General features: G+C 62.0%; 9 protein-coding genes. 3 read left to right on the top strand and 6 right to left on the bottom strand.

The window, feature by feature from the left end:
* Window positions 1-10 precede the first annotated feature (10 nt).
* From BT204_RS22340 to BT204_RS22330, 3 genes are read right to left on the bottom strand one after another with little or no spacing between them, the layout of a single operon-like run.
* Window positions 11-1,228, bottom strand: a complete 1,218-nt coding sequence (locus tag BT204_RS22340; RefSeq protein ID WP_054896150.1) for an MFS transporter — start codon at window positions 1,226-1,228, stop codon at window positions 11-13.
* 33 nt (window positions 1,229-1,261) lie between these two features.
* Entirely contained in the window at window positions 1,262-2,086 is an 825-nt protein-coding gene (locus BT204_RS22335; RefSeq protein WP_019818016.1) for a hypothetical protein, read from the bottom strand.
* A gap of 34 nt (window positions 2,087-2,120) precedes the next feature.
* Window positions 2,121-3,314, bottom strand: coding sequence for an MFS transporter (locus BT204_RS22330; protein ID WP_054896151.1), 1,194 nt, complete (start codon window positions 3,312-3,314; stop codon window positions 2,121-2,123).
* Between the two features lie 95 nt (window positions 3,315-3,409).
* Between BT204_RS22330 and BT204_RS22325 the strand changes: the two genes are divergently transcribed.
* Window positions 3,410-4,339, top strand: a complete 930-nt coding sequence (locus tag BT204_RS22325) for a LysR family transcriptional regulator (protein ID WP_034126955.1) — start codon at window positions 3,410-3,412, stop codon at window positions 4,337-4,339.
* Window positions 4,340-4,405: 66 nt separating this feature from the next.
* On the opposite strand, the gene ettA is transcribed toward BT204_RS22325, so the two are convergent.
* Window positions 4,406-6,070: an energy-dependent translational throttle protein EttA gene (gene ettA / locus BT204_RS22320; protein ID WP_014720011.1), complete on the bottom strand. Its 1,665-nt coding sequence runs from the start codon at window positions 6,068-6,070 to the stop codon at window positions 4,406-4,408.
* A gap of 285 nt (window positions 6,071-6,355) precedes the next feature.
* On the opposite strand from ettA, the gene BT204_RS22315 reads away from it, so the two are divergent.
* Both BT204_RS22315 and glyA read left to right on the top strand, forming a co-directional pair.
* The gene (locus BT204_RS22315) at window positions 6,356-10,207 is read left to right on the top strand and encodes a sensor domain-containing protein (protein ID WP_072448308.1); all 3,852 of its coding nucleotides are present in this window, start codon (window positions 6,356-6,358) and stop codon (window positions 10,205-10,207) included.
* A gap of 228 nt (window positions 10,208-10,435) precedes the next feature.
* Window positions 10,436-11,689: a serine hydroxymethyltransferase gene (gene glyA, locus BT204_RS22310; RefSeq protein WP_003194304.1), complete on the top strand. Its 1,254-nt coding sequence runs from the start codon at window positions 10,436-10,438 to the stop codon at window positions 11,687-11,689.
* A gap of 189 nt (window positions 11,690-11,878) precedes the next feature.
* On the opposite strand, the gene yjiA is transcribed toward glyA, so the two are convergent.
* Window positions 11,879-12,835, bottom strand: a complete 957-nt coding sequence (yjiA, locus tag BT204_RS22305) for a GTPase (RefSeq protein WP_014720013.1) — start codon at window positions 12,833-12,835, stop codon at window positions 11,879-11,881.
* 156 nt (window positions 12,836-12,991) lie between these two features.
* A complete protein-coding gene (locus tag BT204_RS22300) occupies window positions 12,992-13,189 on the bottom strand; it encodes a YbdD/YjiX family protein (protein WP_072448306.1) in 198 nt (65 codons plus the stop codon).
* Between the last annotated feature and the right edge of the window lies 1 nt (window position 13,190).

Here is a 13,190-nt window from a genome sequence, read left to right as displayed (position 1 = left end):
TTCGTTCGCCCTACCGGGCTTGGGCCTCCAACCCTTGCTGAACCCGCCAGGACAGCGGCAAGGTCAGCAACAGGGTGGCGGCCAGCAACAGGACGGCCATGGGCACACCGGTGGCATCCCCAAGGCTGCCGAACAGCACCGGCGCCAAGGCGCCGCCACCGATGGTGCCGGTGTAGAACACGGCGAACGCCTGGTCGCGCCTGCCCGGCCCTGCCAAGTCCGGGACTGCGCCGTACAGCACCGACGACGTGCCGTTCAGCGCCAGCCCCAGCAGCGGCAACATCACCATCAAGCCGGCGTAGGGCAAGTACACCGCCATGACAATCAGCACAGCCGTGGTGAACTCCGTGGCCCATACCGTTTTCATCATGCCGATGCGCGCACCGAGGTAACCGCACAGCAATTTGCCGAAGGCGCCGCCGACGAACAGCATCGTCAGCGCCAGGCCGATGCCCGCAGGCCCGGCGCCCTTGGCCTTGAGCAAAAACGGCAGGAACGTGAGGAAACCCATGCGCACGGCGCTGTCCAGCGTGCCGGTCACGATCAGCGCACGCAGGCCGCTCGCGGAGCCGGCGCCGGCGCCCGTACGGGTGGCTTTCACCGGCGCCGCCGAAGCCTCGGCGCGTGCCGGGATCAGCCACCACAACAGGCCTGCCGCCAGGAGCCCGAGTACACCCAGCAGGGTGACACTGGCGCGCCAACTGATGACCGCCAGCAACAGGCCGATCAACCCCGGGATCAAGGTCTTGCCGATATCGCCGCTGAAGTTGTACTGCGACAGCGCTTGTTTGACGCCTCCGCCGGCCTCGTGCGTATCGGTGATCAACGACGAGGCCAGCGGGTGCTGCGTACTCGCGCCGAGCCCGCCCAGCAGCAGCGCCAACAGCAACACGCCCAGCCCGCCAGCCTGGCCGGCCAGCAGGTAGGCCAGTCCCGCCAACGCAGTGCCACCTACCAGCAAGCGTTCACGCCCCCAGCGTGCGGCAGCACGGCTGGCCAGTAACTGAAAACCGGCCATCATGCCCGCGTAAGCACCACGCAACAGGCCGATCTGGGCGTAGCTGAGGCCGAACTGCGCTTGCCAGATCGGCAACAGCACATAAATCACATCGGTCAGCCCATCGTGCACGGCATGCGCGCCGCAGCCTGCCACCAGAGCGCGGCGACGCACGCTGACCGGGTCCGGCGGCGACAACGATGGCGTTGCGGTCTGCTTCAGGGTGTTCATCTGGGTCAGAGGCTCTCAGGCAAAAAGGCCGGGTTAACCCAGCAACTGCGCACAGTCGCTCATCACACTGGCTTTACGCTGCAGGTATTGAGCAAAAATGTCGCGCGCCGTGGCGGGGTCCACTTCAATCTGCATGGCAGTGGTGAACTCATTCACCGCCGCCACCGCATGGGCGAAATGGTTGCTCTCGGTACCGCCGGTGTGCACCGTGACCCAGGCCACCGTCGCCCGGGATTTCTCCGGCGGCACGCCCATGTCCCGCACGAACCACTGCGAGTACAGCGGGTGGATGAATTCCACTTCGCCGTGGGTGTACACCTCGTGGATCAACGTGGTCAGCAACCCCTGCAACAGGTCGCGATCACGCAGGCGGCGGGTGTCGGTCCAGTCCTTGAACGCCTGTGCCGAGGGCAGGCAATTGTCCTTCAATATCCACTGGTCATCACCGCACAGCGCGGTGGCCATGGTGTAGAACAGGTCCGCGTGCAAGGTATTACCCAACGCGCCCAGATCTTCATCGGTGATGCGTTGCAGGCTGCCGCAGGCGCGGTACAACTGCGCGGCGGCGGCGGAGCCTTCATCGGAGCGCGCCAGCAAGGTAATGCGGTTGGCCAGGCCGGACACACTGGCCGCCGAATTATTGGTCTTGGACCAACTGGCGAAGAACTTGCGCAGTACCGCCGGCGAATGCCGACGCGAGGTGAGTCGCGCAAAAGCGTCTTCGATATCCACCAGTGCGTCTTCCTGAGCCCAGAAGGCTTCGAACAGCGCGTGGCGCAAGGCACCGGCCGGCATGTCGTTCAATACCGGTTCGATGAGCTTCAACAACTGGCTGCGCTTGATCACGGTGTTAGTCATGTTCACCTCTCATAGTCCTTTATTGGATGAAAAATCAGGCTGGTTTGCCGCGCTGTCCGGCGATCAGGGCCTGGGGCTTTACCGGTTTCCAGCCCAGCAGGGCAATCGCCAGCGACAACAGCTGAAAACCTGCGACCAACGCGACGCAGCCCGGCCAGCCCCATTGATTCCAAAGCATGGCCGGGACCACGGCGCCGGCGCTGCCGCCCAGGTAATAGCCGGTCAGGTACAGCCCCACGGCGCCGGACTTGTCCGGGCCTGCCGTGGTGGCGATATACGCATTGGCGGATGCCTGTGCCAGGAATACGCCGGTCGAACTCAGGGCCAGCCCCAACACGATCAGCCACAGGGACGGCAACAATGTCAGCGCCGAGCCACAGATGCCGAGCGCCACAGCGCCGGTCAGTAACTGCGATTGTGGTCGCGATTTGCTCAAGCGCCCCGCAACAGGAATGACCACCAGCGCCAGCAGAAACACCGCATACAAAGTGCCCAAGGCGGCGGCGCCCAGGTTGAACGGGGCCTGGCTGAGATACAGCCCGGCATAGGTAAAGGTTGCGACTTGGGAGAACAGCACGCAGAAACCGACGCCATAGGCCGCCAGCAAGGGTTTGCGCAGAAGGCGGCGCACCCCGTGCATGCCCACGGCCGCAACGCCGGGCCGCGCCACCGGATTGGCCGGCAACAGCCACACAATCAGCAGGCCGACCAGCAGGCTGATCACCGCCAACAGTTCGAAGGCTTCGCGCCAGCCCACATATTGGGTCATGACACCCGAAACAAAGCGCCCGGCAAACCCACCGAGCACCGTCCCCGCGACGTACAAACTGGTGATCTCGGTGACCGTGGCCGCACGCCAGCGATCACCGATATAAGCCACGCTGGTGGCGAACACCACGGGAATCAACATCCCTTCGACAAAACGCCACACCAGCAGCTCGGCAAAACTGTCCACATAGGCCGTCAGCAGCGTCGGCAGCGCCAGCAGCAACGCGGCCACGGCAATCACCGTGCGCTGCTCGAAACGGCCGGTCAGGCGCCCGACAAACGGCGCGGTCACCGCCACCGCCAGCGTGGTCACCGTAATGCTCCACCCTGCCTGCCGGGCACTCACCTGGAAGCTTTCGGCAAACGCAGGCAGGATGCTCTGTGTCGCATAGAGATTCAGAAACGCCGCACAGCCACACAGGAACACGGCGAAGCGGGCGTGATGCATGCGCGGGTTCATGTGGCCTCTCGTCTTATAGTCGAGGATGTTTATAGAATACCCAGCGCAGCGAACACCAATACCGAATTCGGACCGATCAATACCCAGGAAACAGAATGCTTGATCTACGCAAGTTACGGTACTTCCTGACGGTCGCCGAAGAGCTGCACTTCGGCCGCGCAGCCCAGCGCCTGCACCTTGCCCAGCCGCCCCTGACGCGGCAGATTTCGGCCCTGGAAACCGAGCTTGGCTTTCGCCTGTTCGACCGCACCAGTCGCACGGTCACACTGACCGCCCAAGGCCAGCACTTTTTGCCGTATGCCCGCGCAGCGCTGGAGCACGCCAGGCTTGCGCAAGACATCGCCGCCAAGCTGGCTGCCGGCTCGACCGGCCAACTGGTCGTAGGCTATGCCAGCTCGATCGCGTTGTCGGAACTCTTCAGCCAAACCCTGCAAGCCTTCGCCCAGCGTTTTCCCGATGTGCAACTGACCCTGGTGGAAAGCGCTTCCGGTAGCCTGCACACGCACGTGCTAGACGGGCGCATCGACGTCGGCATGAGCCGCCTGCTGCCGGAGGCCGGGCAAACCGGCGTCGAGGCTTTGTCCTTGGGGCAAGAACCGCTGGTGGCGGCGCTTTGCAGCGACAACCCGCTGGCGGAGCAAAGCGAAGTCACCCTCGCCCAGCTCAGTGAGTACCCGTTGATTCTGTTCCCCAGCGACTACGGTTCGGGCCTCAACGGCTCCATCGAGCACCTGTATCAACGCCGTGGCCTGGCGCTGCGCCCGGGCCCTGCGGGGCGCCAGATCACCTCGATCATCGCCCTGGTGGCGGCAGGCCAAGGTGTCTCGCTCGTGCCACAGTGCACCCGAACCCTGGCCAGGAAAGGCGTGGTCTACCGCCCCTTGGCAGACCCCGAAGCCTGGGTACACCTGCTGATACTCACGCGCTCACCGTCACGCTCATTGTTGGTCGAGGCGTTCATGGGGGTGGTCGAAGAATTGCTGCGCAGCCGCCCAGCGCTGGCGCCCACGACGCTCCCGGCATAACGCGGGCAAAAAAATACCCCTGCGTGAGGGGTATTTTTTCAACAGGCTGTTGCGGCTATTGCAGCATCAGGCCAGTTTTTTGTGGCGTACGCGGTGCGGCTGGGCAGCGGCCTCACCCAAGCGCTTTTTACGGTCGGCTTCGTACTCGGTGTAGTTACCTTCGAAGAACACCGCTTGGGAGTCATCTTCGTACGCCAGGATGTGGGTCGCGACGCGGTCAAGGAACCACCGATCGTGAGAGATCACAATGGCGGCGCCCGGGAAGTCCAGCAGGGCTTCTTCCAGGGAACGCAGGGTTTCAACGTCGAGGTCGTTGGACGGTTCGTCGAGCAGCAGGACGTTGCCGCCCTCTTTCAGGGTCAGGGCCAGGTGCAAGCGACCGCGCTCACCACCGGACAGGTCCTTGACGAACTTCTGCTGGTCGCCGCCCTTGAAGTTGAAACGGCCGACGTAGGTGCGCGACGGGATTTCATAGTTGCCGATGCGGATCTGGTCGGAACCGTCGGAGATCTGCTGGAACACAGTCTTGCTGCCGTCGAGGTCGTCGCGGCTCTGGTCCACACAGGCCAACTGCACGGTGTCACCGATCTCGATGCTGCCGGAGTCCGGGGTTTCCTTGCCCATCAGCATGCGGAACAGTGTGGATTTACCCGCACCGTTACCGCCGATAACGCCGACGATCGCGCCTTTTGGCATGGCGAACGACAGGTTGTCGATCAGCACGCGGTCGCCATAGCCTTTGGTCACGTTCTTGAACTCAATGACCTTGTCACCCAGGCGCGGACCAGCCGGGATGTAGATCTCGTTGGTTTCGCTGCGCTTCTGGAATTCCTGCGACTGCATTTCTTCAAAGCGTTGCAGACGGGCCTTGGATTTGGACTGGCGGGCCTTGGCGCCTTTGCGCACCCATTCCAGTTCTTCCTTCATGGCTTTTTCGTGGGCCGATTGCTGCTTGGATTCGGCGGCCAGACGGTCGGACTTGGCTTCCAGCCAACCGGAGTAGTTGCCCTCGTAAGGGATACCGGCGCCGCGGTCGAGCTCCAGGATCCAGCCGGCGACGTTGTCCAGGAAGTAACGGTCGTGCGTGATCGCAACCACGGTGCCCGGGAAATCGTGGAGGAAGTGCTCCAACCAGGCGACGGAATCGGCGTCCAGGTGGTTGGTCGGTTCGTCGAGCAGCAGCATGTCAGGGGCCGACAGCAGCAGGCGGCACAGGGCCACACGACGCTTCTCACCACCGGACAGGTGTTCGACCTTGGCGTCCCAGGCTGGCAGGCGCAGCGCATCGGCGGCGACTTCCAGTTGGCGCTCCAGGTTGTGGCCATCACCCGCCTGCAGGATCGCTTCGAGCTTGGCCTGTTCGGCGGCCAGCTTGTCGAAGTCGGCATCCGGTTCGGCGTAGGCGGCGTAGACCTCGTCCAGGCGGGCCTGGGCGTCCTTGATCACGCTGACGGCTTCTTCGACCACTTCACGCACGGTCTTGGTCGGGTCCAGGATCGGCTCTTGCGGCAGGTAGCCGATGTTCAGGTCCGGCATCGGACGGGCTTCGCCTTCGAACTCGGTGTCAACGCCCGCCATGATTTTCAGCAGGGTGGACTTACCCGAACCGTTGAGGCCGAGCACGCCGATCTTGGCGCCTGGGAAGAAGGACAGCGAAATGTTTTTCAGGATTTCCCGCTTCGGCGGAACAACTTTTCCCAGCCGATGCATGGTGAAGACGTATTGAGCCATGGTGAACCTAGCGTCAGTGACTGATGAATTAAGCGGACGAAGCCCGTGCCAGGCCATGCGCCGCGCGGGCCTTTGACTATCATCAATGCCAGCGAGCAAAAAAAGCCTGAATGTCTGGGGCTGGAACGCCCCCGCGTAACCGGCAAAGCTACCTGAATGCGCTGGGGCAGTCCAGCCAGGCAGGACTGGCACTTTGCCACAACTCAAGGCATGCTAGCCGCCCTTCGGGCGTCCGGCTTATAGTGCACGTCGCGCGCCAGTCCAGCCAAACCGCAGGATCACAGTTTGTCCAACGTCACGCCGCCCACGCCCTTGCGCGCCGCTCATATTGCGCCGGGAGCGCCCCTGCACGGCACCTTGAAAGGCGCGTTGGCGACGCTTGTCCTGCTGTTGCTCGCCTTGTTGTTCTGGCAACTGTTGGACCAATTGCAGCAGAACCAGAAAAACCAACAGCAATACACCATCGACTACAGCGCCGACCTGGCCGAGCAGATCAGCCAGAGCATGGCCCTGAGCGCGCAGATCGCCCTGAACCTGTTGCCGATTGTCGAGCCGCCGCGCAATGCCGAACAGCAGCAGGCCCTGATGCGCACCTTGCAGCGCTCGCTGCCGGACCTGCGCAGCTTCGCCCTGCTCGCCCCCAGCGGCGCACTGATCAGCGACACTGCCGAAGGCAGCCAAGACAGTGCCCTGCTCGAAGACCTGGTCAAGCGCAGTCACGCCCAGTCCTACTACCTGAGCAACGACAATGACGGCACGGTCATCTATCTGTTGCTGCACCAACCCAGCGGTGGCTCCAAGATGTACTGGGCCTTGCGCCTGGCGCCCAATTATCTGGCCAACCTCACACGCCAGGATGTCCAGGGCCAGCGCCCGATGTGGGCAATCGAGAACAGCCTGAACCATCGTGTGGTCAGCCGTGACAGCGGCATGCCGGCGCAGTGGTCCGGCGCCCTGACGCCGGAAGAATTGAACCGCAGCGTGCTGGTCACGCCGTTGAGCAAAAGCGATTGGCAACTGCGCGGCATGTTTGACCGCAGTGCGGTGCTGGAACAACTGCTGCCGGCCTTTATCGGCAAGTGCCTGCTCGGCCTGGCGTTTTCGCTGATCCCGGTGATCGTGCTGCTCAACATGCGCCGTCGCCAACGCCAGGTGAACGAAGGCCGGCGACGCTACCAGGACATCTTCGAAGGCACCGGCGTCGCGTTGTGCGTGCTGGACCTGTCGGGGCTGAAGGCGTTTTGCAACAAGACCCAGGTGCAAAGCCGTGAGCAGTTGCACGCCTGGTTGCAGGCCAACCCCGCCGAGCGCAAGCAACTGCTCAAGGAGTTGCGCGTCACCGAGGTCAACCAGATGGCCGTGCGCCTGCTCAACGTCGCGTCTTGCGAGCAGGCGTGGGAGCGCCTGATCGATGATTGCCCGAGCAATGCCACGTCCATCGGCTACCAAGTGCTGGAAGCGGTACTGACCCGGCAAAAACAGCTGGAGCTGGAAATCCAGCTCAACGACGTGGCCGGCAACGAACAGTACCTGTGGCTGGTGATGCGTTTGCCGGAGCAGCAGGATGACGTCAAGGCCGTGATTCTCAGCATCAGCGACATCACCAGCCGCAAGCTGATCGAGTTGTCGCTGGTGGAGCGCGAGAGCTTCTGGTCGGATGTGGTGCGCACCGTGCCCGATCACCTGTATGTGCAGGACGTGATCAGCCAGCGCATGATTTTCAGCAACCATCACCTGGGTCACACCCTGGGCTACAACAAAGCCGAACTGCAGCAAATGGGTGAGTACTTCTGGGAAATCCTGCTACACCCAGAAGACGCCGAGCACTACCATGACGCGCGCGAACAGCAACGCCAGGTCGGCTATACGACCCAATTGCACTGCCAACTGCGCTTTCGCCACCGCAATAACCAGTGGCGCCGCTTCGATATCCGCGAACAGGCGCTGGCCCGCGATACCTCTACGGTGGTCACCCGGATCATCGGCGTGGCCAAGGACATTACCGACCAGATCGAGGCCAGTGAATCACTACGCGACAGTGAACAGCGCTACCGGATGCTGGCCGAAAGCATCAGCGACGTGATCTGCTCCACCGACAGCCAACTGGCCCTCAACTACATCAGCCCCTCGGTCAACACCGTCCTGGGCTATGACGTGGACTGGGTGTTCAAGAACGGCTGGCAGTCGATCGTTGCCAACCCTCAGCAGTTGACCGGCATTTACAGCCTGATGGAACAGGTCAGCCGCGCCCTCGGCAACCCCGACGCCTTGAACACGTTGCGCGATGAAGTCCAGACCCAACTGTTTTTGTTCGACTGCCTGCGCGCCGACGGGCGCAAAGTGCCGATCGAACTGCGCCTGGTGCTGGTGTGGGATGAACATGGCGCGTTTGAAGGCATCCTCGGCGTGGGCCGCGATATCAGCCAGCAACGCCGCGCCGAAAAAGATCTGCGCATGGCAGCCACGGTGTTCGAACATTCCACTTCGGCGATCCTGATCACCGACCCAGCCGGTTATATCGTGCAGGCCAACGAGGCGTTCAGCCGGGTCAGCGGCTATGCGGTGAGCGATGTGCTCGACCAGTTGCCCAATATGCTCACCGTCGATGAGCAGCAGGAAGCCCATCTGCGTTATGTGCTCAAGCAATTGCACCAGCACAGCACCTGGGAAGGCGAGGTGTGGCTCAAGCGTCTCAATGGCGAGCATTACCCGGCCTGGGTCGGCATTACCGCGGTGTTCGACGACGAAGGCGACCTGGCCAGCTACGTGTGTTTCTTCAGCGATATCAGCGAGCGCAAGGCCAGTGAGCAGCGCATCCACCGCCTGGCCTACTACGACGCCCTGACCCACCTGCCCAACCGCACCCTGTTCCAGGACCGCCTGCACACCGCGTTGCAGTCCGCCGAACGGCAGAAGTCGTGGGTGGTGCTGATGTTCCTCGACCTTGACCGCTTCAAGCCGATCAACGACTCCCTCGGCCACGCGGCCGGCGACCGGATGCTCAAGGAAATGGCCACGCGCCTGCTCGGTTGTGTGGCCGAGGACGACACCGTGGCGCGCATGGGCGGCGACGAATTCACCTTGCTCCTGCAACCACGGGTTAGCCGCGACATGGCGCTGAACCGCGCGATTCATGTGGCCGAGCAGATCCTCGCCAGCCTGGTCAAACCCTTTGTGCTGGAGGGCCGCGAATTCTTCGTGACCGCCAGTATCGGCATCGCCCTGAGCCCGCAAGACGGCAACGAGCTGAGCCAATTGATGAAAAACGCCGACACGGCGATGTATCACGCTAAAGAGCGCGGCAAGAACAACTTCCAGTTCTACCAGGCCGACATGAACGCCAGCGCCCTGGAGCGCCTGGAACTGGAAAGCGACCTGCGCCACGCCCTGGACCAGAACGAATTCGTGCTCTATTACCAGCCGCAATTCAGCGGCGACGGCAAACGCCTGACCGGCGCCGAAGCCCTGCTGCGCTGGCGCCACCCGCGCCGTGGCCTGGTACCGCCCGGGGACTTTATCCCGGTACTGGAAGAGCTCGGGCTGGTGGTGGATGTGGGCGACTGGGTGATCGGCGAAGCCTGCCGCCAGCTCAAGACCTGGCACCAGAACAAAGTGCGCGTGCCGAAAGTATCAGTGAACATCTCGGCGCGGCAGTTCTCCGACGGCCAGTTGGGCACGCGCATCGCCACCATCCTCAAGGACACCGGCCTGCCGCCGGCGTGCCTGGAGCTGGAACTGACCGAAAGTATCCTGATGCGTGAAGTCAACGAAGCCCTGCAGATCCTCGCCAGCCTGAAAAACCTGGGCCTGAGCATCGCGGTGGATGACTTTGGCACCGGCTATTCGTCGCTCAACTACCTCAAGCAATTCCCCATCGATGTGCTGAAGATCGACCGCACCTTCGTCGATGGCCTGCCCTCCGGTGAGCAGGACGCGCAGATCGCCCGGGCGATTATTGCCATGGCCCACAGCCTGAACCTGGCAGTGATCGCCGAAGGCGTGGAAACCCATGAGCAGTTGGACTTCCTGCGTGAGCATGGCTGTGATGAGGTGCAGGGTTACCTGTTCGGGCGGCCGATGCCGGCGAATCGGTTTGAGGTGCAGTTCAGTAATGATGCGCTGTTCATGTTTGACTGAAGTCCCTGATCGTTCCCACGCTCCGCGTGGGAAAGCTATTCTGGACGCTCTGCGTCCGCTTTTAAATGTGACGCAGAGCGTCACGGGATGCATTCCCACGCAGAGCGTGGGAACGATCATCCCCAGATGAAGCCCACTTGTCCGCGACATGATGTCCTTTCATATGCCATCTAAAACCCATTGGGTTAGAATGCCCTCCTTTTCTGCCCCCGATCCTTGAGGACCGCCATGTTCAGCCGTGATTTGACTATTGCCAAGTACGACGCCGATCTCTTCGCCGCCATGGAGCAAGAAGCCGTGCGCCAGGAAGAGCACATTGAGCTGATCGCTTCGGAAAACTACACCAGCCCTGCGGTGATGGAGGCTCAAGGTTCGGTTCTGACCAACAAGTACGCCGAAGGCTACCCAGGCAAGCGCTACTACGGTGGTTGCGAGTACGTCGACGTGGTTGAGCAGTTGGCCATCGACCGTGCAAAAGAGCTGTTCGGCGCCGATTACGCCAACGTCCAGCCACACGCCGGTTCCCAAGCCAACAGCGCCGTGTACCTGGCCCTGCTGCAAGGCGGCGACACCATCCTGGGCATGAGCCTGGCCCACGGCGGTCACCTGACCCACGGCGCCACGGTTTCGTCCTCCGGCAAGCTGTACAACGCCGTTCAGTACGGTATCGATGCCAACGGCCTGATCGACTACGACGAAGTCGAGCGCCTGGCGGTCGAGCACAAGCCAAAAATGATCGTGGCCGGTTTCTCTGCCTACTCGCAGATCCTGGACTTCCCACGCTTCCGTGAAATCGCCGACAAGGTCGGTGCCTACCTGTTCGTCGACATGGCCCACGTGGCCGGTCTGGTGGCTGCGGGCGTTTACCCCAACCCAGTGCCTTACGCCGACGTGGTCACCACCACGACCCACAAGACCCTGCGCGGTCCACGTGGCGGCCTGATCCTGGCACGCGCCAACGCCGAGATCGAGAAGAAGCTCAACTCCGCCGTTTTCCCGGGCGCCCAAGGCGGCCCGCTGGAGCACGTGATCGCGGCCAAGGCGATCTGCTTCAAGGAAGCACTGCAGCCTGAGTTCAAGACCTACCAGCAACAAGTGGTCAAGAACGCCAAGACCATGGCCAGCGTGTTCATCGAGCGCGGTTTTGACGTGGTGTCCGGCGGTACCGAAAACCACCTGTTCCTGCTGTCGCTGATCAAGCAGGACATTTCCGGTAAAGATGCTGACGCTGCCCTGGGCAAAGCTTTCATCACCGTGAACAAGAACTCCGTGCCGAACGATCCACGTTCGCCGTTCGTCACCTCCGGCCTGCGCTTCGGCACCCCGGCAGTGACCACCCGTGGCTTCAAGGAAGCCGAGTGCAAGGAACTGGCGGGCTGGATCTGCGACATCCTGGCCGACCTGAACAACGAAGCCGTGATCGACGCGGTACGTGAGAAGGTCAAGGCTATCTGCAAGAAGCTGCCGGTATACGGCGCTTGATGGCAGTTGCGTGAATAAGAAGCCCGGCTCATGAGCCGGGCTTTTTTATGCCGATTTCAATTTGAAACAGGGTCAACTGTGGGAGCTGGCTTGCCTGCGATGGCGGTTTTGCAGTCAGCCCATCAGTGATTGACCCGCCGCTATCGCAGGCAAGCCAGCTCCCACATTGGAGTGCATTTCAAGTCGGGTTTATTGGTAGACCCGCTCAAAGCCTTGGCGGATCTTGTCTTCGGGCAGCTCATCGGCAATAAACACGATCACACTCTCCCGCGCCTCGCCCTCGGCCCATTCGGTATCCCAGTCGAAGCCATACAGCTTCAGCACGCCCTGGAACACCATGCGTCGGTCTTCTCCGGCAATGTTCAATACGCCCTTGTAACGCAGCAGTTGCTTGCCATGGTCTTCCAGCAGTTCGTTCATGAACTCGCTGAGACGGTCGATATCCAGCGGCTGGTCGGTGCGCAGCACCAGGCTGGAAATACGGTCGACCGAAGGCGCTGCACTCACCGGGCGCAGGCTCATGCCGGCGTTGAGGTTGAAGCCGCGCACATCCAGCAATTCGGCCAGGTCAATCTTGCCGTGATCCACCACACGAATTGGCGCACGGCGGTTGATGCGGGTGAGGCGCTGGCTGAGGGCGTCGAAGCTGGCGTCGTCTACCAGGTCGCGTTTGCTCACCAACAGGCGGTCGGCAAAGCCGATCTGGGCCTGGGCGATGGTCTGGGTCAGATGATGCTCGGCGTGGGCCGCATCCACCAGGGTGATGATGCCGTCGAGGATATAGCGTTCGCGCAGCTCTTCGTCGATGAAGAAGGTCTGGGCCACCGGCGCAGGGTCGGCCAGGCCGGTGCATTCGATCACCAGCCGGTCGAAGGCGATCTCGCCGCTGTCCAGGCGTTCCAGCAACAGGTACAGGGCTTTGGTCAGGTCGGTGTGGATGGTGCAGCACACGCAGCCGTTGGACAGGGTCATCACTTGCACTGGCTCGTCGCCCAGCAATTGGGTGTCGATACCGGCGTCACTGAATTCGTTTTCGATCACAGCGATTTTCAAGCCGTGCTCGGCTTTGAGCAGGTGGCGCAGCAAGGTGGTCTTGCCGGCACCGAGGAAGCCGCTGAGGATGGTGACGGGGATGGGAGAGGACAAAGAGATTCTCCTGAAATATGAGGGCGCAAAAACAACTGTAGGAGCGAGCTTGCTCGCGAAGAACGTCAACGATAACGCGTGCTGTCTGGCTGCACGTGGTGTCCTTGCGTTTTTCGCGAGCAAGCTCGCTCCTACAGGTACAGCCGTTTTACCAACTTAGCAGCATTTGGGCCCACCCTTGCCGCCGTAACGGGCTTCCTGGCGCTCCCGGAAGAACGCCTTGTAGTCCATCACCGGCTTGTCCGGGTGTTTGGTTTGCATATGCTCGACGTAGGTGTCGTAGTCGGGCATGCCGACCATCAGGCGGGCGGCCTGACCGAGGTATTTACCGACGCGACTGATGTCATTGAACATG

Origin of the sequence: Pseudomonas sp. NFPP02, assembly GCF_900119355.1 — a bacterium.
Lineage (GTDB): Bacteria > Pseudomonadota > Gammaproteobacteria > Pseudomonadales > Pseudomonadaceae > Aquipseudomonas > Aquipseudomonas paracarnis.
This window is presented reverse-complemented; position numbering and strand designations above follow the sequence as displayed.

What these genes read in the sequence shown, in the direction of transcription:
- BT204_RS22340 (WP_054896150.1), bottom strand. Translation starts at nt 1,228, where the DNA reads ATGAACACCCTGAAGCAGACCGCAACGCCATCGTTGTCGCCGCCGGAC.
- BT204_RS22335 (WP_019818016.1), bottom strand. Translation starts at nt 2,086, where the DNA reads ATGACTAACACCGTGATCAAGCGCAGCCAGTTGTTGAAGCTCATCGAA.
- BT204_RS22330 (WP_054896151.1), bottom strand. Translation starts at nt 3,314, where the DNA reads ATGAACCCGCGCATGCATCACGCCCGCTTCGCCGTGTTCCTGTGTGGC.
- BT204_RS22325 (WP_034126955.1), top strand. Translation starts at nt 3,410, where the DNA reads ATGCTTGATCTACGCAAGTTACGGTACTTCCTGACGGTCGCCGAAGAG.
- ettA (WP_014720011.1), bottom strand. Translation starts at nt 6,070, where the DNA reads ATGGCTCAATACGTCTTCACCATGCATCGGCTGGGAAAAGTTGTTCCG.
- glyA (WP_003194304.1), top strand. Translation starts at nt 10,436, where the DNA reads ATGTTCAGCCGTGATTTGACTATTGCCAAGTACGACGCCGATCTCTTC.
- BT204_RS22300 (WP_072448306.1), bottom strand. Translation starts at nt 13,189, where the DNA reads ATGTTCAATGACATCAGTCGCGTCGGTAAATACCTCGGTCAGGCCGCC.